General features: G+C 66.0%; 21 protein-coding genes. 19 read left to right on the top strand and 2 right to left on the bottom strand.

Annotation, left to right across the window (positions count from 1 at the left end; translation table 11 throughout):
- Positions 1-49 precede the first annotated feature (49 nt).
- From AB0B90_RS08620 to AB0B90_RS08565, 12 genes are all read left to right on the top strand, one after another.
- A complete protein-coding gene (locus tag AB0B90_RS08620) occupies positions 50-1,147 on the top strand; it encodes a hypothetical protein (RefSeq protein ID WP_362921689.1) in 1,098 nt (365 codons plus the stop codon).
- The gene (locus AB0B90_RS08615) at positions 1,125-1,343 is read left to right on the top strand and encodes a phosphopantetheine-binding protein (RefSeq protein ID WP_350948751.1); all 219 of its coding nucleotides are present in this window, start codon (positions 1,125-1,127) and stop codon (positions 1,341-1,343) included. Before AB0B90_RS08620 ends, AB0B90_RS08615 begins: the two co-directional genes overlap by 23 nt.
- Entirely contained in the window at positions 1,309-4,470 is a 3,162-nt protein-coding gene (locus tag AB0B90_RS08610) for an AMP-binding protein (protein WP_362921687.1), read from the top strand. Before AB0B90_RS08615 ends, AB0B90_RS08610 begins: the two co-directional genes overlap by 35 nt.
- Entirely contained in the window at positions 4,442-5,992 is a 1,551-nt protein-coding gene (locus tag AB0B90_RS08605) for a histidine ammonia-lyase (protein WP_362921685.1), read from the top strand. The genes AB0B90_RS08610 and AB0B90_RS08605 overlap by 29 nt, the downstream gene beginning before the upstream one ends.
- Before the next feature lie 5 nt (positions 5,993-5,997).
- Entirely contained in the window at positions 5,998-6,240 is a 243-nt protein-coding gene (locus AB0B90_RS08600; protein WP_350948748.1) for an acyl carrier protein, read from the top strand.
- Position 6,241: 1 nt separating this feature from the next.
- Positions 6,242-7,432: a hypothetical protein gene (locus tag AB0B90_RS08595; RefSeq protein ID WP_362921683.1), complete on the top strand. Its 1,191-nt coding sequence runs from the start codon at positions 6,242-6,244 to the stop codon at positions 7,430-7,432.
- Complete coding sequence (locus tag AB0B90_RS08590) at positions 7,419-8,348, top strand: TauD/TfdA family dioxygenase (protein ID WP_362921681.1); 930 nt, start codon at positions 7,419-7,421, stop codon at positions 8,346-8,348. Before AB0B90_RS08595 ends, AB0B90_RS08590 begins: the two co-directional genes overlap by 14 nt.
- Positions 8,345-9,805 (top strand): AMP-binding protein, encoded by a 1,461-nt coding sequence (locus tag AB0B90_RS08585; RefSeq protein WP_350948745.1) that lies wholly within the window; start codon positions 8,345-8,347, stop codon positions 9,803-9,805. Before AB0B90_RS08590 ends, AB0B90_RS08585 begins: the two co-directional genes overlap by 4 nt.
- 8 nt (positions 9,806-9,813) lie before the next feature.
- Positions 9,814-10,725 (top strand): TauD/TfdA family dioxygenase, encoded by a 912-nt coding sequence (locus tag AB0B90_RS08580; protein ID WP_350948744.1) that lies wholly within the window; start codon positions 9,814-9,816, stop codon positions 10,723-10,725.
- 132 nt (positions 10,726-10,857) lie between these two features.
- On the top strand, positions 10,858-12,624 hold the full coding sequence (locus tag AB0B90_RS08575) for a carbamoyltransferase C-terminal domain-containing protein (protein WP_350948742.1): 1,767 nt from the start codon (positions 10,858-10,860) through the stop codon (positions 12,622-12,624).
- Between the two features lie 63 nt (positions 12,625-12,687).
- Positions 12,688-12,930 carry a phosphopantetheine-binding protein gene (locus AB0B90_RS08570; RefSeq protein ID WP_350948741.1) on the top strand — a complete coding sequence of 81 codons (243 nt, stop codon included), beginning with the start codon at positions 12,688-12,690 and terminating at the stop codon, positions 12,928-12,930.
- A complete protein-coding gene (locus AB0B90_RS08565) occupies positions 12,927-14,399 on the top strand; it encodes a condensation domain-containing protein (RefSeq protein ID WP_350948740.1) in 1,473 nt (490 codons plus the stop codon). The genes AB0B90_RS08570 and AB0B90_RS08565 overlap by 4 nt, the downstream gene beginning before the upstream one ends.
- A gap of 82 nt (positions 14,400-14,481) precedes the next feature.
- Here AB0B90_RS08565 and AB0B90_RS08560 read toward each other — a convergent pair whose 3' ends face one another.
- The gene (locus tag AB0B90_RS08560) at positions 14,482-15,225 is read right to left on the bottom strand and encodes an LmbU family transcriptional regulator (protein WP_350948739.1); all 744 of its coding nucleotides are present in this window, start codon (positions 15,223-15,225) and stop codon (positions 14,482-14,484) included.
- A gap of 645 nt (positions 15,226-15,870) precedes the next feature.
- On the opposite strand from AB0B90_RS08560, the gene AB0B90_RS08555 reads away from it, so the two are divergent.
- Positions 15,871-16,068, top strand: coding sequence for a hypothetical protein (locus AB0B90_RS08555; RefSeq protein ID WP_350948738.1), 198 nt, complete (start codon positions 15,871-15,873; stop codon positions 16,066-16,068).
- Positions 16,069-16,350: 282 nt separating this feature from the next.
- Here AB0B90_RS08555 and AB0B90_RS08550 read toward each other — a convergent pair whose 3' ends face one another.
- Entirely contained in the window at positions 16,351-17,310 is a 960-nt protein-coding gene (locus tag AB0B90_RS08550) for an AraC family transcriptional regulator (protein WP_362921676.1), read from the bottom strand.
- A 113-nt stretch (positions 17,311-17,423) separates the two neighbouring features.
- On the opposite strand from AB0B90_RS08550, the gene AB0B90_RS08545 reads away from it, so the two are divergent.
- From AB0B90_RS08545 to AB0B90_RS08520, 6 genes are all read left to right on the top strand, one after another.
- Positions 17,424-18,176, top strand: coding sequence for an SDR family oxidoreductase (locus AB0B90_RS08545; protein ID WP_350948736.1), 753 nt, complete (start codon positions 17,424-17,426; stop codon positions 18,174-18,176).
- 266 nt (positions 18,177-18,442) lie between these two features.
- Positions 18,443-19,111 (top strand): DUF998 domain-containing protein, encoded by a 669-nt coding sequence (locus AB0B90_RS08540; RefSeq protein WP_350948735.1) that lies wholly within the window; start codon positions 18,443-18,445, stop codon positions 19,109-19,111.
- A gap of 117 nt (positions 19,112-19,228) precedes the next feature.
- On the top strand, positions 19,229-21,904 hold the full coding sequence (gene rph / locus AB0B90_RS08535) for a rifamycin-inactivating phosphotransferase (protein WP_362921673.1): 2,676 nt from the start codon (positions 19,229-19,231) through the stop codon (positions 21,902-21,904).
- A 313-nt stretch (positions 21,905-22,217) separates the two neighbouring features.
- The gene (locus AB0B90_RS08530) at positions 22,218-22,691 is read left to right on the top strand and encodes a hypothetical protein (protein WP_362921671.1); all 474 of its coding nucleotides are present in this window, start codon (positions 22,218-22,220) and stop codon (positions 22,689-22,691) included.
- Positions 22,692-23,024: 333 nt separating this feature from the next.
- Positions 23,025-23,663 carry a TetR/AcrR family transcriptional regulator gene (locus AB0B90_RS08525; protein WP_362921669.1) on the top strand — a complete coding sequence of 213 codons (639 nt, stop codon included), beginning with the start codon at positions 23,025-23,027 and terminating at the stop codon, positions 23,661-23,663.
- Between the two features lie 4 nt (positions 23,664-23,667).
- On the top strand, positions 23,668-23,964 hold the full coding sequence (locus AB0B90_RS08520; protein ID WP_362921666.1) for a DUF6204 family protein: 297 nt from the start codon (positions 23,668-23,670) through the stop codon (positions 23,962-23,964).
- The last annotated feature ends 444 nt before the right edge of the window (positions 23,965-24,408 follow it).

Genomic DNA, 24,408 nt, shown 5'->3' with positions numbered 1-24,408 from the left:
AGAGGCGGAACACGTCGAGGATTTGCGGCGTCACCGCACAATTTTGCCGGTGACGACGAATCCCAGCGTCCGGGCGTACCAGCCGTATGCGTACCCGGTCTCCATCATCGAGGCGCATGCCCCCAAGAACCGTGACTGGATTCTCTCGAACTTCATACACCTGGCCTATGACGAACACCCGATAGAGTCCCCGTCGCTGTGCTTCTATTCTTATGATTTCGCGGCCAATCCGTATCTGCACACTATCAAGGCAGACCGTGAGTGGATGCGAAGGTGGATCGGCCACAGCTTCGCCGAGTTCGTGCATGCACAGCTTCTCGACGGCTGGTATGTCTACGCGTTTGTCGATGAGTTCTTCATCCCGAGACGACCGACGTACGGGGAGAGTTCTTTTCATCACGACGTTCTTGTCCATGGATCAGACAGTGATGCAGGGATCGCGCATCTACTGGGTTACGACGAGTTGATTCGATTTGAAACCACCCGTGTTTCATGGGCGGAGCTTGACGCCGCTTACGAATCCTGCGCGAACGCGGACCAGCCGTGGACGCGATCATTCATTCTCTTCAAATTCAACGCAATGGCATCCTACCGATTCGACCCGCGGTTTGTGGTTGCCGAGCTCGAGCTTTTTCTCGCTTCTGGGAATCCGGGGCGGGCTACCCAGGGCCTGGTCATGCCGGATGGTCGCCTGTACGGCGTGGCGGCGCTTGAAGCGTACCGGGACGAGCTCCTGGACACGCCGCCCGAAGAAGATGCGGGGCTCGATCTCCATGCCCCGCGGGCGCTGTTCGAGCACAGCAAATTGATGTCCGAGCGGTTGCAGTTGCTGCTCGGGGACGATCTGTGGCAACGTCATATCAGCGAGCGATACAGTGCGGTACTTCGATTTTATTCTGCTCTGCCCGTGGCGGTATTCGGTGCAAAGCAGAACAACGACCGTTCGGCACTGCATCGACTGATGGCCGGCTTTCCCGAGATCATCAGGCAACAGACAAGTACGGTGACGGATGCACTGGACTGTCGACACGCCGGCTTCAGGCACGCGGAGCGCAGGGAAGAACCGATGAGCCGTGATCGCGGCGACATGACTAATTCGCGTTACTCGACAAAGGACGCTGACGATGCGGGCGCGCAAGGTTCTTGAACAAGAGTTCCGCGAAGTGACTGGTCGCGAGCTGACGGACATGACGGTAGACGTATTCGGGCTCGGTCTCGACTCGCTGGGAATTCTTTCCCTGCTGGGAGGGCTGCGGGAGGCGGGATACAACGTTTCACTGAACGACCTGATGTCTGCGGCCAGCATGAATGAATTCGTGGCGACGATGGCGAACGCCGAGTGACCGGGGGGAAGCCATCATGATCAGCTCTGGTCCGGACAGACGGGCAGCGCTAGCCGCGGTCTTGGATGAGCGGATCCGTCGTGGAGCTGCCGAGACAGCCTTGGTGGACAGCACGGGCGATGTCTTGTCTTACGCCGACCTCGGTGCCCTTGCCTGCGCATGCGATGAGTTCTTCGGTCAACGGCACGCGGAACGGGTCGCCATCGTCGGTACGGCGTCGATCGAGGTCAGCGCGTCGATCACGGCATGTCTCTGGGCGGGGCGGACCTTCATGGTCGTCGACGACCAGGAAAGCAACGCCGTGCGGCGGCGGCTCATCGATCAGTTCGCCGCCGACGTGGTCCTCCTGACCGGCCCATCCGCCGAAACCACGCCTGCGAACCTGATGGATGAACCGGTCACCGTTACCGGGCGGGACCTGAGCAAAGCCGCCCGGCAATGGGATGACCAGGCTGTGCTCAAGCACAGCGAACGCATGGCGGTGCGGACACCGCAGGCAGCGGCATACTGTGTTCGGACTTCTGGCACGACAGCGGACCCGAAGCTGATCGAGATGAGTCGTGCGGCGATCGAGTCCTACTGCGCGGAGTTCAACGCCAGATATGGCCTCGCGCCGGGCCACCGCCTGGCGCTGTGGGCGGCCCCCACCTACGACGCCCTCTACTGCCAACTGATCTCGGCCCTGGCCAGTGGCGCGGCGGGCGTTGTCGCGCCGATGTCCATACGCAATGACGGGGACGCGGTGCTTCAGTGGCTGAGGGAGGCGCGCATCACCCATTTTGAGACCACCCCGTCGATTCTGAGGCGGGTGGCGTCCGCTGCGGTGCGGCCCGGGGCGTCGTGGCCGCCGCACCTGACGGAGGTGATGTGCAGCGGCGAGTGGTTCGACCCGCAAGTGGCAAGGCAGGTCTTCGACGCCGCGGAGCGCTGCGGGGCCAAGGTCGGACTGCACAATGAATACGGCCCTTCGGAGTGCATTCTGCTGACCTGGCACCAGATCACCCCGGAGGACGCCGACTCGGGCGACATTCCGGTTGGTAAAGCGATCGCAGGACGGACACTGTCCATCGAGCCGTTGGACGGCCGATCCGGATCCTCAGCGCAACACCCCGGCGAGATCGTGGTGGAGTCCGAGCACCTATGTCGCGGATACGGATCGGAGCAGGCCGGCTCGCTTGTGGCTTTCCCGGCACCCAATGGCGTCCCGGTCTTCCGGACAGGGGATCTCGGCTATCTGGACCACCGTGGTCGTCTGCGGTTGTCGGGACGGCGCGATCGAACCGTGAAACGACGCGGTGTACGGATCAATCTCGACCAGGTGGAGGCGGTGCTCCACGCGCTTCCGGCCGTGGGGCAGGCGGCCGCTCGAGCCGACGAGGCAGACGGGCAGGTGATGATCCACGTCTGGATCGTGCCGTCCGACAGCCGCCTCGATCGTGCCGCGGTCCTGACGCAGATCACCGAGACGGTGGAGGTCCGCCTTCTGCCCGACCGGGTGGTGATCTGTACATACCTGCCGCGCCTGCATTCCGGGAAGGTCGACTACCGGTCGCTCAAGGTAGCCGACTCGGGCGACGAACAGGTGGAGGTGACGGCGGATGAGACGACGCTGAAGGCGGTCGCCGCAGCGTTCGAGCGGGTACTGCCCGATGTGGCCATAACCGGCTCGACTGACTTTTTCGCCAGCGGCGGACACTCCCTCCTGGCGCTCGAGCTGAGCGCTCACCTGGAGCGCGACCTGGGAGTCAGGCTGACGATTCGTGACTACCTGGCCCACCCCACGGTCGCCGGGCTCGCCGGCGTGGTGGACCGCAACCGCCGTCAGACTCCGCGATCCGTATCGACCGCTGCCCCAGTAACCCTCGGTGAGGAGCTGACCTCCACTGAACGGCCGATCTGGGTGTGGAGTCAGATGTTTCCCGGCGACGGTGCACTGAACGTCGTCGGGGGATTCACCACGCATGCGGCCATCACCGAGCAGCGCCTCCGGCAAGCGCTGTCGGACTTGCTCAAGGACGTAGCCCAGCTGAGAGTCCGGTACGTCCTGGGCCGCGATCGCCCGCGACGGGTTTTGCACGCAGCAGGTGTTGCGCGGGTCGACGTACTCCAGATCTCCGCATCCGCCGACACCTTCCCCCAACCGGAGGTGGACAGCAGTGCGTACCAGCCGTTTGACGTCGGGGCGGATCAGCTGGTCCGGGCCATATTGGTCCGCTCGAGCACGGAGCCCGCACCGGTGGGCGTCTATCTGATCGCCCACCACCTGGTATGCGACGGAGTGAGCATGGGACTGCTCGTAGCGGAGCTGCAGCACCGCCTTGGCACACCGGAACGCCGGACATCGCTGTCTTCGCTGTGCGTGCTGCCCCCGGCAAGACCGGATGCCCGTCTCGTCCAGTCTGCGGCAGGGCACTGGTCCACGGTCAGGCGTGGGCTGAAGGCTCAGCCTTACGACGAGCGGCTGCGCCCGAACGATGCCGCCGCGGGAGCGTCGGTGGTCGATTGGCGGCTGCCGACGCAGCCGATCAGGGAACTCGCGGACCGCCTGTCAGTGAGCCGGGCGGCTGTCCTCATCACGTTGATCGCCAGGGCGGTCGGCCGGGTGCTGGACCGGGACCAGGTTGTTGTCGAGACACCGGTCTCAACGCGGACTCCGGATGAGGTCCGCTCGATCGGCAATTACGTGGTCGACGTGCCCCTGCTGGTCGATGCCGCCGGTCAGGACACCACCCGCGTCATCGAAGCGGTTAACCGCGACCTGTTGGCGGCTGTCGACTTCGCCGCGCTGGTCCCGGGATTCGGCAGCGTACGGCCGGGACAAGGGTGGGCACCCGTCGGCGACGTCGTCGTCGTCCTGGAGGATCACGTGCCTGCGCCGGCTGTCGAGATCGACGGCGTGGCGAGTTCGGCTACGCAGCTCATCGGCTCGCCCCCGCGCCATGCCCTCGCGTGCTACTTCCGGGCCGACGCACTGGCCGAGGACATCACCTGCGTCGTCACGGGCCGCTCCGACGGTGAAATGGCACGTGCACTGTGTGCTGAGGCCGACGCCACTCTCACCACCATGACAAAACAGTTCTCAATGAGGAGGTTCGGCGATGGCCAACGTCGTGATTCGACCCGATGAACGCTGGGAACTCGAGCAGCTGATGGCCGGGATCGATCCCGGCAACACAGTGGTCCTGGCGGATGAGGTCACCGAGGCGATCAGGCGTTCGTCCAAGTGGGTCGATTCGCTCGCCGCGAGACCCGAGTTGCTGTACGGCGTCAACTCCGGCTTCGGCGCGCTGGCCAACGTCCGCGTCCGGCCCGGTGAAGAGGCGGAACTCCAGCGTCGCCACATCCTTTCCCACGCATGCGGCATCGGGCTCGGTGCTCCCGTTGAAGTCGTCCGGATGATGCTTCTGATCAAGCTGCTGACCTTCCGCGGCGGCTACACCGGCGTGTCGCTGGAGGTCGCGGAAAGCCTGCTGCGGATGCTCAACAACGGCATCCACCCCGTGGTACCCGAGCGCGGCACCGTCGGTGCGAGCGGAGACCTCGCACCTCTGTCCCACCTGGCGCTTCCCCTCCTGGGCCTCGGCCAGATCATCCTGGACGGCCAGGTGTGCGACACCAGGGACGTCGAGGAGCAGCTGGGCCTCGGCCGGGTAGAGCTCGGTCCCAAGGACGGTCTCGCGCTGACCAACGGGACCCAGTACATCTCGGCCGTCGCGGTGATCGAACTGCGGCGCCTCCTTGAGCTCGCGCGCTCGGCCGACCTGATCGCGGCGATCAGCACCCAGGCATTCAGTTGCGCCGACAGGTTCTTCCACGAGCGATACCACCGCGATTCGGGGAACCGGTGGCGGGCGGTGGTCGCCAAGAACCTCTCCCACTACACCCGCGGCGGAAACCACGCAGCCTTGGACTCCGCTGCACCGTCGATGCAAGACCCCTACTCGTTCCGATGCACTCCTCAGGTCCACGGGGCCGTGCGCGAGCACATCGCATACGCCCAGAACTCGATCCTCAACGAGATCAACACGACCGCCGACAACCCGCTGTTCTTCGTGGATGACGACCTGGTGCTCATGGGCGGCAACCTGCACGGCGAGTCGGTCGCCATGGCCGCGGACATGCTCGGCATCGTCGCCACCGAGCTTGCCGCCATCTCCGAGCGCCGGACCTACCAGCTACTGTCCGGACGCCGCGGTCTCCCGGACTTCCTCACCGAGGATCCCGGCGTCAACTCCGGGCTCATGATCAGCCAGTACTCCGCTGCGGCGCTGGTAAGCGAAGCCAAGACCCTGGCGCACCCCGGCAGCGTCGACTCGATTCCAACCTGCCAACTGCAGGAAGATCACGTGAGCATGGGTGGCACCTCCGTGCTGAAGCTGCGGCAGATCGTGGACAACCTGGAGAACGTGCTGGCCATCGAGTTGATGACCGCATGCCAGGCCGCCGATCTCAAAGCCGGGCTGGTCCTTTCCCCCGCGGTCCGCGGCGCACACGAGCGTTACCGCACACGAGTGCCCCGGCTCAAGGACGACCGCGTCTTGGCCGGCGACATCGAGCAAACCCGCCAATTCCTCCGGCACGACCTGGCCGGCGACCTTGTCGCGGAACAGACCGCCGTAGCCGGTGCTCGAGAAGAGGCGGGTCGATGAGGCCAATGGATTACCCGCGGGTCCTGGAAGAGGTTGAAGCCTGCTGGCGTGATATCGCGCCGGAGTCCGCGATGAAGCCGGCCCCGCACGACGACCTCTTCGAAAGCGGCGCCGACTCCTTCACCTTCATCCGGCTGGTGCGATCGGTTGAAGCCGCGTGCGATGTCACGCTGCCGATGCTCGAGGTCTTTGAGGCTCCGCAGCTGGCTACCATAACGCGTTGCGTTATCGCAGCCAGGCGACGCTGAGATGGCGATGGTTCTGCCTGCCACCGCGGCCGAGTTCGGCCTGTGGTATCAGGAGCAGGCGGCCGAACTGCGAGGGCGTTACCTGTGCCTGGCGGCCGCGGAGCCATGCCCCGGGTCGCAGGTGAGCCTTCGCGACGCGGCCGGCGCCATGACCGCCGCCCTGGCCTGCCATCCCGAGGCGCTGGCACGGTTCGCGGTCGACGAGCAAGGCATACTTCACAAGTTTCTCGAGTCGCCTGCGGCTTCGCTGCCCGCGGAGGTCCTTGTGTTCCCGGCGGAATGGCGGCGCACGGACGTCGTCTCCCACCTGGCAGGGCTGCCGACCCCCCTCGCGACCGGGCCGCTGATCCACCTGGCCGCACAGGCCGATCGCAGGGGAAACGCCACGCGGCTGTTCGTTCTGGCCCACCACATCGTCTGGGACGCACATTCCGAGGAGATCTTCTGGACCGAGGTCGACCGCCGGCTTACCGGACCCGGGGCAGGCGACGCGGGACATCACCATCCCGGCTGCGGTCCTTCCGTGCACCGCATTGCCACGCGAGACCATGCCCCGCTCGTGACCGACCTGCAGCGGCACCTGGCGATCTCGAATGGCGACCGTGTCTGGGAGCAACTTGCGGCCGCGGCGCGGAGGGCCGGAGTCACCCCGTTCGCCTGGACCGTCGGGCACCTGGCGGCTGCCGCAGCGGCTTGGTCGGAGCCGGCGACGGTCATGGCGTACATCGACGTGGACCTCCGCCCGCTGGCCGGTACGTCCCAGGACACGATGGGATTCCACCTGTCTCAACTGGAAATCGCCACCGTCGACCGCGGCACGTCCGGTCCGGCCGCGGCCGACGCCGTCCACACGGCTGTGATGCGCCGGCTGGCCGCCGCCATGCGGCAGGAGATCCGCCCGGTCAGCGAAGCCGCCGGCCACGGCGGTCACCCCTGCAAGTTCTATTTCCGTGACAGCCGGCATCGGCGTCGTCTGCGTCACCTGCGGCCCGTCGACATCCGCTTGCCGGTGGCACGTAACCAGCTGTCAGTAGGCGTGACGGTCACCGATACCAGCCTTGAAGTGACGGTGACCGCACGACGCGGCACCGCTGACAGCACCGGTATCGCTCGTTTGGCGCAGCTGGCACGCCGGCACCTGATCTCGGCAGCGGCATACGGTGAAAGGGCGGCCCCCGATGCAGCACCTTAGGCTCGACGGCCCACCGGAAGTGTGGTGGCTCGCCAACTCCACGGCGGTTGCGGAGCACCTTCGCCGTAACGGTGCGGTCGTCATCGACGGCGATGGGTTGTGCCAGGACGTAGCGACTTTCCAGCGACTCGCCGCCGCGGCTTGCGGGCCGCTCGCCAAAGACAACCCGGAGCACAACAGCATCGACGATGACCCCACGGGCACGATCAACAGTCCGACCCCCTACTCACGGACCAGGAAGCTGCTGTGGCACAACGAGAACACGTTTGCGCGCATGTGGCCCAGGCGAATCATCTTCGGCTGCCAGGAGATCGGGGACGGTGGGCAGACACCGACTGCGGACATGACGGCCGTCTACGAGCGGCTTAGCAGCTCGGCCAAGGACGTCCTCGCCACCGGCGTCACCTACGTTCGCCGACTGGGGATGGACCTCGGGCTCGACTGGCGCAAGGTCTACCGCACCACTGATCCAACCGTTGTCGAGCGCGCCTGCGAACGGGAGGGCGCCACCTGGAGGTGGGATGAGCGCGGCGGCATCCTTACCACCGAGCAGCGGCGGCCGGCTGTCATCCTCGACCCGGCCACCGGCCGACCCTCGCTGACAGCGCAAATCCTGCATTGGCATCCTCGGGCACTGGACGAGGATATTCACGATTCGCTCAGTCTGCTTTACGAGCCTCACGAGTTTCCCAAAGGGTGCCGACGCGGGGACGGCAGGCCGATCCCCGACGCCGTCATCGACGAACTTGTAGAAATCTGCTCCGACCTGGAGGAAGTCGTGCCCTGGAAGGCGGACCGCACGATAGTCGTCGACAACCTGCGCCGCAGCCACGCTCGTAACCCCTATACGGGCGTGCGTCGTTTGCTGGTCGCCGTCGGCGACCTCGTCGACTGCGCAGAATTGGCAAGGCCGTGACCACGCGCGCGCACAGCCTTGTCGGCGAACTGACCGGTTCCACCGCCGCCGCGGTCATCGAGCAGGGCGCGGTCACCACCCATGCGCAGCTACTCTCGCACGCACGCGAGGTCGCCATCCATTTGCGCCGCCGCGGGGCCGGACCCGGGGCGATCGTGCCTATCCAGGCGGCCCCGAGCACGACCGCCCTCGTCCAGATCGTGGCCATCCTGATGACCGGAGCCGCCTTTGCTCCGATCGATCTCCGCGTGCCGCCACGCACTGCCGCCAGGATCGCCCGTCTGTGCGGTGCCGCCTTCATCCTCGGGGACGCCGGCGGGACGACCGACGGCGTCGTCTGGCTCAGCCCCGGGGACGTGGCCAATGATCCAGGCGCCAACCGCCTCATACCAACCGTCCCGCAGGACACCGTGTACGTGATCTTCACCTCAGGCACCAGCGGCGATCCAAAGGGAGTCGTCGTACCCGAGCCGGCCGTGCGGGCCTACCTCGACTGGTCGATGCGCGAGTACGACTGCACCCGAGGATGGGGGGCACCGCTGTTTACCTCGCTGGGCTTCGACCTGACGATCACCAGCCTCCTCGGACCGCTCCTGAACGGCAGACGGGTACAGGTTCTCGATCCCTTGCGTTGGCCGCTTCAGGTCGCCACCGACCCCGGCATCCTCCAGGGCTCCAGTTTCGTCAAGATGACGCCAAGCCAGGTCAACATGCTGTGTGAGCTGCTGGAGGCGAGTGGAGCCCGGTGCTCGATGCCACTCCTGGTTGTCGGAGGTGAGGCCCTCTACGGGCAAAGTATTGCCCGCTGGCGGCACAGCCTCCCCGACACGCTGGTGGTCAACGAGTACGGCCCTTCCGAGGCGACTGTGGGCTGCTGCCGCTACACCGTGCCGGCCGGCTTCACCGGTCACGAGATTCCGATCGGGACCGCCCCGCCAGGTGTGGAGTTGAGTATCGAGGGACAGCCGCCCCAGGCCGGAGACGAGCTTGAGGAGGGTGAGCTGGTAATCGCCGGGGTGCAGGTGGCGACTGGTTACCTCACCGCCTCGAACTCGGACGACGCCGCGGATGGCCGCGGGCAGTTGCGACCTTTCCCCGGTTCCGCCGGCAAGCGCAGCTACCACAGCGGAGATCGCGTGCGGCGCGACCACGACGGAACCTACACCTACGTCGGCCGGCTGGGACGGGAGGCGAAGGTCGCCGGCTTTCGGATCAACCTGGCCGCTCTTGAGTCTTGCCTCAATGCCTTTCCAGGGGTGGTGAGCGCCGCCGTCCAGGCGGACGAGGTGCACGGCCTCCACTCGGCCGTGGTGACTCGGGACGGCGGGACGACCCAAAGCGATCTTCTCGCGCACCTGCGCCAGACATTTCCGTCCTATGCGCTGCCGCGTTTCATTCGGATCAACACACAGATCAACGTCACAGAACGTGGAAAGTCGAGCGCGTCATGGGAGTGACAGGAAAGATGCCGGACACCCCGATCACGCCAGCCGACCTGAACGGTGACCTGACCGCCAGGCTGAATGACGAGCAGTCCCGGTATATCAACGAGCGGCTGATGTCAGCGGGCCGTGTCCTGTTCCGAGGATTTCCCCTCGAAAGCACAGCCGACTTCGCGAAGGCGGTTCAGGCACTGGGCGGCGACCCGTTGCCATATACGGAGCGCTCCACACCGCGAAAGCAACTCGAGTCCGGAATCTACACGTCGACCGAGTACACCCGGGAGGAGGAAATATTCTTCCACAATGAAAACTCTTACCAGGCGACCTGGCCGGGCAGGCTCTTCTTCTTCTGCCAGCGGCCGCCCACTTCAGGCGGGGCAACGCCACTAGCCGACGTGCGTCAGGTCACCGCGTCGCTTGACGTCGACCTCGTCGAAGAGTTCCGCAGGCGCGGCTGGCGGCACATCCGAAATTACCATCCACAGATCGGCCTGCCGTGGAGCGAGGTATTTGGAACCACAAGCCGCGAAGCCGTGGATCTCTACTGCGGAAACAACGGCATACAAACGCACTGGAACAGCGACGGGACTCTCCGCACCGTAGCCGATCGAGTGGCTCTTCATCGCCATCCAGAAAACGGCGATGAACTATGGTTCAACCACATAGCCTTCTTCCACTGGACAACCCTTCCCGAGCGTGTCATCGGAGTCCTTGAGGAGCTTTTCGGAAGGTCCGGCCTTCCCAATAACACCGTCTACGGTGACGGGGCGGAAATTCCAGCGGAGGTATGCGCACACATCCGCGAGAAATATCGTGAGGCAGCGACACGGTTCGACTACCGGCAAGGCGACCTGCTGATGATCGACAACATGCTGACGGCCCACGGACGCGAACCGTACGAAGGGGAGCGACGGATCGCGGTGGCGATGACCTGACCTGACCTGACCTGACCTGACCAGGCCAGGCCCGGCCGGGCTGGAGCCGCCGACGAAACACCTGCCCAAGGTTCATCGAGATCGAAGAAACCGATGCGAACCGGCAGTGTCGACAAGAGAGGATCAGCAATCGTGCGTTATGTCCTGGGAATTAGCGGGCTGGGCCAGAGCCAGCCATACATGCGGCGGTCGTTTCCGGGGCTGGGCGAGCGCGTATATCGGCTCGCCCAGGGGGCGGACTCGGCAGCGGCCCTCGTCACCGAGGATGGCATCGTGGCCGCCGCGGCCGAGGAGCGTTTCGTGCGACGCAAGGGCACCGGAGAATTCCCGCAGGCCGCGATCGAGTATGTGCTCGGAGCGGCCGGCATCACTCCGCGTGACGTGAGTGCGGTCGCGCACAACTTTGACTTCGGCCGGTACCAGACATACTTCGAATCCGAAGGGGCGATCGAGGAATACAAGCACGTGTACGCGCCAGAGGTCATACACCGCGATCTATTCGCAGCATTTCCAAGGGAACTCTGGAGCGATGACCTGAAGGTCATCCCGATATTGCACCACCAGGCCCACGCCGCTAGCGCGTTGCACTGTTCCGGCTTCGGCTCTGCCGATGTCCTGGTCGCCGACGGGATTGGGGAGTTCGAGAGCACGTCGCTTTACACAGGCGGATCGCAGGGACTGCGGTTGCGCGGCCAGGTGCGCGGACTGCACTCCGTGGGACTCGTCTACGGGCTGGTTACCATGCATTTGGGATTTTGGATGAACTTCGACGAGTACAAGGTCATGGGACTGGCGCCCTACGGGGACCCGCAGCGACTTCGTCCGGCGTTCGACACCCTTATCGTCCGCCAAAACGACGGCCGTTACACCACGCCTCTGACATACTTGAACGAAACAGCACAGGAACGCGCTACTTACCAGAGGTCACTGGAACATCTCGCCTCGGTTCTCGGCCCGCCCCGGGAACCGGGTGCGAACCTCGAGCAGCGTCACCTCGACATCGCCGCGGCGCTGCAGGCCGTGACCGAGGAGACCGTCGTCGGCTTCCTGGCGGCGCACCGGGATGAGCAGTCCAGCGAGAATCTATGCCTGGCCGGCGGCGTGGCCCTGAACTGCGTCGTCAACCAGGCCATCCGCAAGAGCGGGATGTACCGGCGACAGTTCGCCCAGCCGGCGGCCGGCGACGACGGAACGGCGCTGGGTGCGGCGCTGGTGGTGATGGAGGAGGAGGGCGCCGAGGTGCCCAGGAAGCGGGTTCGCCCGCGCATCGGGCTGCCCTACCTCGGTCCGGCATTCACCTCCGAGCGCATCCAGGCCACGCTGGAGCGCACCGACCTGCGATGGCGGCGATGCGAACTCAACGACCTCGTCGCCGAGGTTGCTGGGCTTCTGAGTGACGGAAAGGTCGTCGCGCTCTTCCAGGGCCGGATGGAATACGGCCCGCGAGCGCTGGGGAACCGCAGCATTCTCGCCGATCCACGAACCGTCGAGATGAGGGACCGGATCAACTCAATGGTCAAGCAACGGGAGGAATTCCGGCCGCTCGCGCCGGCGGTCTTGCACGAGTACGCAGAGCAGTGCTTCGAGATCGACGATCCTGACGAGTATCTGTGGATGATCGAAACCGTCGATGTCCGTGAGGCTTGGCGTCCGAGACTTGGGGCGGTGACGCACGTCGACGGCACTGCCCGGATCCAGGTGGTGCGACGCGAGGACAACGAGCTCTACTGGCGGTTGATCGATGCCTTCCGGGCAATCACCGGCATTCCGGTCCTGCTCAACACCTCGTTCAACTCGCGCGGAGAGCCGATCGTCTGCTCACCCGAGGACGCGGTGGCGACGTTCTCTCGGATAGACATCGACGCGATGGTCATGGGAGACCATCTGGTGTCGCGATAGAAGGGCCAGCGGATCCGTGGATCCCCGTAGCCAAGGCAGGCTCTCGGACCTCAGGAGGCAGCCGTGAGAACCATCGATGAAACTCAAGAGCTGATCGGGAGCATCTGGGTTGAGCTTCTCGGCCTTGATGCACCGCCTGACCGCTCGGCGCGCTTCTTCGCCGTTGGCGGCGACTCAATCTTGTGTGTGCGCTTTGTCGCCATCGCGCGCACACGGGGTGTCGAACTCACCATTCGCGACGTACTAGAAGATGACGAGATCGAGTCCCTCGCGGCCCGAGCACGTCCAACGGGGGAGCGATCGTGACAGGTCGGGGCCGCGACACCATCTCCGAGTCTGTCCGCGCGACGCTCTACGCGGCAGCCGGAGGCAGCGAGGTGGAGGCATTCGAGGTTCCAGACGACCGATGGGTGCAGATACCCGCGCTGGGTCTGGTCTCGCCGGATGATCGCCGACGGCTGCCGGCCGGTGCCGTGGATGCCTTCCCGATGAGCGAGCAACAGGCCGTGATGGCCACTCGGATGCTCATGGCCGCTGCCCTCCGAGACCGCGGCGCCATCGGTGTCCCGGCCTATCACAACGTCGCAACCTCGCGTCTGACCGTACCTCGCGTGGAGCCCGCAGCCTTTGAGGCGGCCGGGCTTGGCTTGGTGCGGGAGCATGAAATGTTCCGCTCGCTGCTGGACTTGGACCGCTACTCGCGCCCGATGCAGATCGTACTGAGCCATGTCGACCGGCCATTGGTGAAAGTTTGCGACTTGCGAGGGCTCCACGACCGTGAACAGCAACAACGGTTGGCCGAGTTCGCTGACGCCGAGAACACGCGGACCATCGATCTGAAGGATCCGCCCCTCGTCACGATCACGGTCCACCTCCTGAGCGAGACGGCGATCACCTTGACCCTTACCGAGCCGCATGCGATTGCTGACGGGTGGAGCACCCATCTGAACCTGGTGGAATTCCTGGAGCGCTACGTCGCGGAACTTACCGGGCGGCCCCCCGAGCAGCCGGCGTCATCTGCCTCGAACGCCTCGCCCCGCTTCAGACTCCGCGAGCATAGCGCGCAGCAGCTCTTCCAGTCGCTCACGCTCGCCGACTCACAGTGGTGGAGCCGGTACCTGGACGGACTGGAAACGCGGTCGAGTGCCGAGACCACTCGCGACTGCCACACCTGGCAGGACTCGGTGGAGATCGCAGGCCAGGAGAATCGGATGCTGAGCCGACTTGCGGCGAGTTCCTCCTCCGGGTTGAAGTCCGTGCTTCTCGCGATCCACCTTGAAGCGCAGGCGCGATTGGTCGGCGGGCGGAGCATCCTGACCGGCGTCCCTGTCAATACCCGGCTCGCGGTACCGAACGGCGTGGATGCGCGGGGGATGTTCCTCAACGTCGCCCCGCTGCGAATCGACGTCGCAGCACCTGGTAAGGAGGCCATTGCCCGGGCGCATCGGGAGCTGATGAAGGTCACCATGCGCGGCCGGACTCCGCTGGCCCAGTTGGCCCGCACTGTTGGCAGGGCAGTAGTGCCAGCTTCCCTGTTTGGCTTCAACAGCTTCCATAGCATCGCCGGCGCCGCGCTACGGCTCGGTCTGGACACGCTGGAGGCGGTCGAAGACTGGTCCCACACGGACTTCCCGTTCGAGGCCAGCTTCAATCGAAGCGAAGAGACAGGCGAGCAAATCCGCATTCTGCTCTACTCCGAGGGCTCCTCACATACGCGCGCCGATGCGACTGCGGCGTACCGCGACGCCGTTCAGCGGTTCGCCCAGCTTGATTGATGAGGGAGAGCAGGGCGACCTCACTTGTTATTCACCAGGCCGAGCTGCCGGCAGGCACCGTGTCGCTGTCCGCCGCCAAGCGTCAGCCAATGGCTCGCGTCACCGGGTTCGGGTCCCGCGAAGCGAATGCCAGAGCCGCGCGAGCGGCCTGCTCAAGCATCAGCTGCGCCCACGTTCCAACGGAGAGCTGAGACTTGCTGGCCGCCTCCGTGATCATGGCAAGCTGATCGTCGGTGACATCCAGGTGCAGTTTCAAGGCCATGGCGCTGTCGCCGATACCGGCACCTTCATGCCTGGCATGATCGTGACCCCTGGCGTGATCATCAGCGGTTGCCCCAGCCGCGATACCTCGGTCAGCCAGGTCCTCGCCGCGCGCGGCGAGGCTGGCGCGCACCTCGCGCCGCAGGTCGTTCCTCGACCAACCAAACAACTCTGCCTTCCGAAGCCAATAGTCCTGCTCCGGTTCGGGGAGACTGGCGACTGCGGCGTGATGCTCGAAGCTCAATCCCGCTCTTCGCCTTGCGTGCGCGAACTTCCTGGCGACCCACGCATAATTGCGAAGCGTCTTGTAATCAAGCGAGGTTTGCTCGATAGCACTGCGGTAACGCCCGGTGAAGCGAGTTTCACCGTAAATCAGCCAGTCGCCTAGGCACCATGCCGAGCTGCTCACGGCCTCGGCCAACCCCTGGCCAATTCCAAGCCAATTATCAAATGGTATCCCACTGTCAAGGCGCAGTCCTGTTGAGGGCAGAACGGCGACACCGGCTGTGATATGACCTGCGGGCAGGGGCAGGAACTGCGAAGGCACTCCTGGCTTAGCTTTCATTACCCATCCTCCCTGAATATGGTGCAGTTAGCGGGAGTCGCCAGCAGCGTGATCCTATGAACATGGCCACGGTTGGCCATGAAGAAGTACACCCCAATCGCCGAATTATAGGGCGCGTGCCGGCGCGCAGAAGTAGTCAACAAGATCGAATTCAAGCCTGTACGCTCCAGGCGGTAGTGAAAGTTCCTACAAGCTCAAGACCTGCCCACTTTCGTCTGCTCGCCCGGTCCATCGCTGCACAAATCCACCATCGACCTCTCGACTGAGGCTAACCGTAAGTCCGGCGGCCGGCCTTCCCTGGATGCCGTTAACGACCCGGACAGAGACGCTCGCGACGAGATTCGACCCTCCTTGTAATCATGAATCGAAAGCCGACCCTTTCGGCCACCTGGCTTACACATCCGACCATGGAGGGCGCCGGTCCTTCTTCGCTCTCACGGCGCTCTTATCGGACTCCTCTCGCCTCCACGCGATAGCAGCACAAGACGCGTACCTACCTCTTTCGGACTTCTGTCATCTCATGTAGCCGACTGTCCGGAATATGCAGGGCACCTCAAGGTCCAAGCTCTGGACCTCGCGGACATCCTCGGGCGAGATTGCAAAACCTCGTTGGAGTTGATAGCGGCAGGGCCTATGAAAGCGGTAGTGGAGCGTGCCCTGGACGTCGGCGACACCCGTTCCTTACGTCGCTCTGCCGAGGACGACGACACGCTCGTATCTGCCGTCGATGATCCGGCCAGGTTGCCGCCGATTTCCACCGCGGGCAAGGCGGAGGCGTTCTCGGCTGGTGAGATGGTCGCTGCCCTGTACCGGGCTGGTGATCGAGAGCGCCCCGATGCGTAGATGGCAAACGCGACCCTGATGATCGTCGGTGTCTAAGCCAGTCGATCAGGAACAGGGTCCGCGTTCGCGTGCCATCATCCCCGATGGACGTGACCCAGGTCGCCTGGCCGCCGGTCACAGCGCAGCACTGCAGGCACTGCCACCGCGAGCCGATTTTCTTCGAGTGGCCGCGCATCAGGTCGGCGAGATGGTTCAAGAGGGCGTTCGACAGCGGCAGGCGGGCGGTGTGCCGGTGTCTTCGTCGCCGATGTGAGCGGCGCGGCTGAGCACGGGACGACTGCTTCAGCTTTCGTTCGCGGCCGAGTACGGTGGCTGCCGGGCCTGGTTCCGGAACTGTGCGGGCGACAAGCCGACCACGCGGCGGAACGCGGTGCTGAAGGCGCTCTCGGACAGGTAGCCCGTGGCCCGTGCGAGCTCGGAGATCGACAGGGTGTCGCGGGCGAGGGCGTCGCGCGCGAGGCTCATGCGCCATTGGATCAGGTACTCCAACGGCGGGATCCCGACGTGGTTCTTGAAGGCCTGGGCGAACGCGGAACGCGACATGTGGCTGATCTCGGCGAGTTCCTTGAGGCTCCAGGAGTGGGCCACGTCCGCGTGCACGGCACGCAGGGCGGCACCGATGCCGTCCTCGTTCAGGGCACCCAGCCAGCCGGTTGGCCGGTCTGTCTGACCGGCGTGAGCACGCAGCATGTGTACGAGCAGGATCTGTGCGAGGTGGTTCTGCACCAGCGGGCCGCCGGCGGCGGCGATCCCGATCTCGGTGGCGAGGAGATCGATCAGCTGCGCGAGCCGCCTGCCGTGAGGATCGGCCCTGCGGACGATCACGAGCGGCGGCAGAAGATCGGTCAGCAGGGCCGCGTTCCCGTCGTCGAACGCGATGTGCCCGACGCAGAGGTAGAAGTCCTCCTCGGACTCCGGGCCGATCCGCACGAACCCGTCTTCGGCGCCCGCCAACACCGGCTCCGCGGGGCGCGGGCTCGCGTCGAGCGCGCCGGCCAGCACGTAGGGCGGCGGGTTGCCCAGCATGAAGGTGTCACCCTCCCGCAGGAGCACCGGCTCGTGCCCTTCGAGGATCAACCAGCACGTGCCGCGTACGAGGCCGCCGATCCGCACGTGCAGGAACGTGTCGAAGCGCAAGGCCCACTCTCCCGTGGCCCGGAGACCGGGCCCGATCACCGTGTGGGGCCGGAGCAGGCCGATCGCGTCGGCCACCGGATCCCGAAATCCGAGCACTGACGACACCTCCTGGACGATACGTAAAGAATGCCGGATTCTGCATTATGGATGGTATCCCCGATCTCCCGCAGTATCGATGGCGAACGGATCGGCATCGAGAGAGTGATGGAGATACCCACATGGGACAGCTGGAAGGCAAGACGTCGGTGGTCACCGGGGGCAGCACCGGTATCGGTCTGGCCACCGCCGTCCGGCTGGCGGACGAGGGCGCGTACGTGTTCGTCACCGGCCGGCGCGAGGCAGAACTGGAGGCCGCCGTCAAGACCATCGGAGCGGACCGGGCCACCGCGGTCGTCGGCGACATCTCGAAGCCGGAGGACCTGGACCGGCTCTACGCGGCGGTCCGGGCGCGGGGCAGGGGTTTGGACGTGCTCGTGGCGAACGCGGCGATCGGTTCGTTCGTGACGCTGGAGCAGACCACCGAGGAGCACTTCGACCAGACCTTCGCGGTCAACGTCCGAGGCACGCTGTTCACCGTGCAGAAGGCGTTGCCGCTGCTCAACGACGGAGCCTCGATCGTCCTGGTCGGTTCGACGGCCGGCGACCGTGGAGTGGAGGCGTTCGGCGCGTACGCGGCGTCGAAGGCGGCCGTCCGGTCCTTCGCGCGGACGTGGTCCAACGAGCTCAAGGGCCGGGGCATCCGGGTCAACGTGGTCTCGCCGGCATGGATCGAGACTCCCGGGGGCACCGCCGTTTTCGGCGACGAGGAGACCGCCAGGGCCGTCAAGGAGAACGTCGCCGCGACCGTGGCCAAGGGCCGCATGGGTCAGCCTGAGGAGGCCGCCGCGGTCGTGGCCTTCCTGGCCTCGGAACAGAGCAGCTACGTCGTCGGCACGAACATCTACGTCGACGGCGGCACGAACCAGATCTGAGCGGGCACCACCCGGTGGGTGGCATCTGAGGCGTTCCAGGTTCTGCGCCGCCACTACCCGGAGCGTGCGGTGAACCGCCCGTCGCCCAAGAGTGCGGTTCGATGTGACAGGGAATGCGTCCCGGATCGGCATCGGCGCAGTTCAGGGGTGTGATGGCGTGGCGGCGTCGAATCCCGTCCTCCTCGTTCGACGCGTCAGCGAGGCCGGGTGAGACCGGCGGAACGAGTACGGCGACGGGGATCCGTCGCGGCAGAGAGGAAACCGTCATGACCGCCTTGCACCCCGGAGCCACCGTCACCCGTTCCGTCACCCCGGCGACGCGTGTGCTGCTCGCCTGCGCCGTCGCCGCCGCGCCGCTCTTCGCGGCCGTGTCGCTGGCGCAGGTGTTCACCCGCGAGGGCTTCGATCTGACGCGCCACCCGTTGAGCATGCTGAGCACCGGCGACCTGGGCTGGTTGCAGATCGCCAACTTCCTGCTCAGCGGGGCTCTGACGGTGGCCGGCGCAATCGGCCTGCGCCGTGCGCTGCGAGGTGCGCCCGGTGGCACCTGGGCGCCCCGGCTGGTCCTGGTCGCGGGGGTCGCGATGGCCGCGGCCGGGGTGTTCGTCATGGATCCGGGCGACGGCTTCCCGGCGGGCACTCCGCTGGGTCAGACGGGTACGTTGAGCGCGAGCGGCCTCATGCACATGGTCGCCGGGTCCATCGCGTTCACCGCGTACATCGTGGCCTGCTTCGTGCTGGGCCGCCACTTCTCCCGGGCGGGCCGCCCAGGCTTCGCCGTCGCCTCGCGGCTCAGCGGTCTGGTCTTCGCCCTCGGCGACGGGTGGGCGATGGCGGGCGGGACGGCCGGATCGCTGACCCTGGCGATCGGCGCGCTCACCGGGATGGCGTGGATCGCGGTGGTGGCGGCGGATCGATGGATCGCGCTCAGGTAGCGAGGTTCGCACGGCCCGGTCTTCTCGCGTCGCGAGGGGGCCGGGCTTTTCGCGTTCCGAGGACTGGGAACGCGCCGCACCTCGCCCTTTTCATTTTGTACCAGATTCGCGCGCCTCATGAGACATCAAAAAGTACTTCATACTGCCCGTTGCGAACCGACCCGACGAACGATGGGGGCAACGGAATTGGGTTACGTACTGGGTTTCGAGGAGATCCACTCGACGGATATCGCAGACGTCGGGGGAAAGGGAGCGCACCTGGGAGAGCTCTCGCGGATCGAAGGCGTTCGCGTGCCGGACGGCTTCTGCGTCACGACGGAGGCCTTCCAGCGGGTCGTCGCCGAAGCACCGTCGATCAATGCTCAACTTGATCTGCTGTCGCGCGTGAAACCGGACGACCACGCGGCGATCCGCACCCTGAGCGCCGAGATCCGCCGCGTCGTCGAAGGCGTGACGATTCCCGCCGATCTCGTGGCGGCGATCGGTGAGTCGCTCGCCCGGCTCGGGGAGCAGGAATCCTACGCGGTGCGTTCCAGCGCGACGGCCGAGGACCTGCCGACCGCGTCCTTCGCCGGCCAGCAGGACTCGTACCTGAACATCGTGGGCCTGCCGGCGATCCTTTCGCACATCCGAATGTGCTGGGCCTCGCTGTTCACCGAGCGGGCGGTGACCTACCGGCGCCGTAACGGCTTCGACGACCGCAGGGTGCGGATGGCCGTGGTCGTACAGCGGATGGTGTTCCCCGACGCGGCCGGGATCCTCTTCACCGCCGATCCCGTGACCTCGAACCGGAAGATCGCCGCCGTGGAGGCCGGCTGGGGGCTCGGTGAGGCGCTGGTCTCCGGTCTGGTCGCCGGGGACGTCTACGCGGTGCGCGACGACCAGATCGTCACCACGACGGTCGCGACCAAATCGCGGTTCGTCCAGGCGTCGCAGGCAGGCGGTACCCGGGAGGTACCCGTCGAGCCGGGGCGCCAGACGCAGCCGGCTCTGACGGACGCACAGGTCGTGCGTCTGGTGCGGCTGGGCCGGCGCATCGAAGCGCACTTCGGCAGGCCACAGGACATCGAGTGGTGCCTGGTCGGCGAAGACTTCCACATCGTCCAGAGCCGGGCGATCACCACCCTGTTCCCCGTCCCGGAGACCGACGACCAGGACAACCACCTCTACGTCTCCGTCGGCCACCAGCAGATGATGACCGATGCGATGAAGCCGCTGGGACTCTCCGTGTGGCAGATGACGACCCCGAGGCCGATGCCCGAGGCGGGCGGACGGTTGTTCGTCGACGTGGCTCCCGCCCTGGCGACGCCCGCGGGGCGCGCGAGCATCCTCGGGAACCTGGGGAAGTCCGACCCGCTGATCCGGGACGCGCTGCAGACCGTCCTCGACCGCGGCGACTTCATCCGCTCGGTTCCCGACGAGGACTCCGTCGCCGCACCGGCCGGTGCGGCACCCGCTCCGATCGAGACCGATCCGGCCGTCGTCACCGAGCTGATCCGGCACAGTCAGGAGTCCGTCGCCACCCTGCGGAGCGAGATCCAGCTCTTGTCGGGGACGGCGCTGCTCGACTTCATCCAGACCGACATCGCGGAGCTGCAGCGCATCCTGTTCGATCCGCGGAGCCTTCAGGTGATCATGGCGGGGATGGAGGCGGCCTGGTGGCTCAACGACCACCTCGAGGCGTGGCTGGGGGAGAGGAACGCGGCCGACGCGCTCACGCAGTCCGTCCCGCACAACGTCACCTCCGAGATGGGGCTGGCGCTCCTCGACGTCGCGGACACGATCCGACCGCACGCGGACGTCGTGACGTTCCTGCACCGTGTCGTGGACGAAGGCCGGGAGGGCGACGGCTTCCTGAACGAGCTGGCCGGGCTCGCCGGCGGGCAGGAGGCACGTGACGCCATCCGGGGCTACCTCGACGAGTACGGCATGCGCTGCACGGGCGAGATCGACATCACCAGGACGCGCTGGAGCGAGCAGCCCGCCACGCTCGTGCCCGCCATCCTCGGCAACATCAGGAACTTCGAGCCGGGCGCCGGCAAACGACACTTCGAACAGGGACTCCTGCAGTCACGAAGGAAAGAGCAGGAACTCCTGACGCGACTGCGCGCCCTGCCCGACGGGGAGCGGAAGGCCGAGGAGACCAAGCGGATGATCGACCGCGTCCGCACCTTCGCCGGATACCGGGAGTATCCCAAGTACGGCAAGGTCAGCCGCTACTTCGTCTACAAGCAGGCGTTGCTGAGGGAGGCCGATCGCCTCGTCCGCTCCGGCGTCCTGCGCGAGAAAGAGGACATCTTCTTCCTTCGTTTCCCTGAGTTGCGGGAAGTCGTGCGCACCAACGACGCGGACGCCGAGCTCATCCTGCGAAGGCGGGAGGCGTTCCGGTCGTACGAGGCGCTCACGCCGCCCCGGGTCCTCACCTCGGACGGCGAGGTCATCACCGGCCGGTATCGGCGTGAGGACGCCCCGCCCGGCGCGCTGGCCGGCCTCCCGGTCTCGGCCGGGACCGTCGAAGGCCGTGCCCGGGTCGTCACGGACATGGCGCGGGCCGACCTGGAGGCGGGCGACATCCTGGTCACCGCCTACACCGACCCCGGCTGGACCCCTCTGTTCGTCACCGTCGCGGGACTGGTGACGGAGGTGGGCGGCCTGATGACGCACGGGGCGGTGATCGCGCGGGAGTACGGCCTGCCGGCCGTCGTGGGGGTGGAGCAGGCCACCCGGCTGATCCGGGACGGGCAGCGGATCCGCGTGCACGGAACCGACGGGTACGTCCAGATCCTCGTCTGAGCCGACGCGGCGTCCCGGCGCCCTTGAATCTTTCAAGGGTGCCGGACGCGACTCGCGATCGGCGGACCGAAACATCAGACATACGCCTTCAGCGTCGGCGTCCATGGAAATTTCATCAACGTCGCTGGTTGCACGTTCTTCCGCGCGGTCGTTTCCCTGCAAGACGACGAATCGACCGGCGATGGATTCGGACTTCGAGATCCCCTCGCCGTAACGGTTGCGGCTCTGTTGAAATCGCTCGACCGTTGACCGCGCCGGGTGAGAATGCTGAATTCGCGGTGGCCGATGTCAGAAGTATTAAGGAGGAACGGAGATGCTCGCCGCGAAACTGCTTCGTCGAGGGCTGGCGCTCGGATCCGCGCTCATCGTCACCTGCGCGTTGGGTGTCGTGAGCCTGGCGCAACCCGCCGCCGCGACCAGCGCCGTACTGTACGGCAGGGTGGAGTGCACCAATTCCAACCACTATGGAAATGTCAGCAACTGGTATCCCTTGAACGTGAGGCTCTCCACCGGATCGTCCCAGATAGTCCCCGGCCTGGTCACCGTTCCCGGCACGTACGCGTTCCAGTTCACCCAGGCACTGCCCGCCGGGGCCACGGGCATGGGGGTCAGGGCCCTGTGCAGCAGCGGCCACTCCCCGTACGGCGACTTCGACGGAACGTCCGAGTACACCAGCATTCCCGCCGGGACAACCAGCATCACCGCGAGTTGGAGGTGCTCCACGGCACCGGTCAACCCTGGCCCGTGGATGACCAACTGCACCCTGCGGTCGGTGTCGTTCAGCTAGACCTCGTCCCGTTCCGGCGAGTTCGCGCGTCTGTGGTCAGGCCGGAGCCGGGTGAGGTGAGTGAGGACTCCCAGGCCGGTGAGCGAGCTTCCCGGAGCGGGCATCCGGGGTCATCGGCATCACGGGCGGCTCCCTCCGAGGGGCCGCCGGGGGTCTTGGCGGCCGGTTGCGGGTTTGTTCGACGGTTTGTTTGACGGTGTCCGACTGCTCGCGCTCGATCCCAGGCGCGCGTCACGCCGAGGTGCGTGAGACACGGCTTGACGGCCAGGGCGCCAAGATGGTGCGGAAGACGTAAGATTGCAATCGACTCCAAATTTTCAGTAGGCTCCATACATGTCTGAGGGCCTGCGCGAGCGCAAGAAGCGACAGACCCGGCAGCGTGTCTCCGATGTGGCCCTCGGTCTGTTCGTCGCGCGTGGCTTCGACAACGTCACGATCGCCGAGATCGCTGCGGCTGCCGAGGTGTCGGTCAACACCGTCTACAACTACTTCCACACCAAAGAGGACCTCGTCCTGCCACCGGAGGAGGCATCCCCGCAGCGACTGGCCGACATGGTGCGCGGGCGTGAGCCCGGCCAGTCGGCGGCCGATGCGGTCCTGGCGCGGCTGCGGCAGGAGGTGAGCGGGCAGGAGCGCAGGGTCGGGCTGAGCGAGGGATTCGGCCGTGTGCTGGAGATGATGCGAGCCGCGCCCACGCTGACCGCCCGGCTTGAGCGGCTTGCCCACCAGATGACCGCCGAACTGGCCGCGCAGTTGGTCCAGGAGACCGGCGCCGAGCCCGGCGACCCGGTGCCGCAGGTTGTCGCCTGGCAGCTGGGGAGCCTGCACAGCATGGTCCTGTCGGAGATCGGCAGGCGGACCGCGGCCGGCGAGCGGCCGGACGTCATCGCCGCGGACGTGCTGAAGCTGATCGACGCCGCGGAGGGCCTCATGGGGGAGCGCCTGCTCGGCTATGCCGTACGAGAGGGATGAGCAGTTGTTCAGAGTGACGATCAGAGGGAAGTTCACCGGGCTCGACGACGCGGGGCGGGCGGCCGTCCTGGCCGCGGGCGACATCGCCTACACCGAGGCCGGGACGTTCACCCACGATCAAAGCATGACGGCCTTCACCTTCCGCTGCCAGGTTCCGGCAGGTCCGGACGACGGCCAGGACGAGGCGGCGCTCGGTGCGATGGCCGCGCTGGAAGCGCACGGGCATTCGCACGAGATCCTGCAGCTCGCGGTGACCGACATGCGCGAGATCAAGATCCGCCCCAAGCGGCGTCGGATGTGACCACCGAGTCGGCCTCGGCATGGATCGCCTCCGACCGCAAGCCCGACAGTGCTGCCGCTTTCTGGTGACATCGCCGGCTACGTCGACAGCCGCGCCCCGGGCCGGTGCCTTCGGGCGAGTCATGACGGTGTCCGCGCTCGGCGTGGTTGTCGCTCGTCGCGGTTGCCGATCATTTTCGGCGGACGGGGTGAGAGCGTCATCTCCGGGGGGATGTCGGGAACGGATGCCGGGGTGCCTCTAGGAAAATCGTGGGAAATGAACCTTTCATCCGTTTTGTAGCGTATGGCCAGTTCCCGGGCGGTCGCCGTCCGGGGAGCGTGCGCCATGGTTGCTCCGGGGCCGGGGGGTGGGCGACGGTGGTGACCCTCTGGCGTGAGGACTCCGCCCTCATTCGGCGCGCCAGGTCTCGTCATCCCGGCATTCGAAATCCCGGCCTTCAAAAGG

It is taken from the genome of Streptosporangium sp. NPDC049078, from assembly GCF_040648855.1.
Classification (GTDB): domain Bacteria; phylum Actinomycetota; class Actinomycetes; order Streptosporangiales; family Streptosporangiaceae; genus Streptosporangium.
Note: the sequence above shows the minus strand (reverse complement) of the source record. Positions and strands in the feature narration are given on the sequence as shown.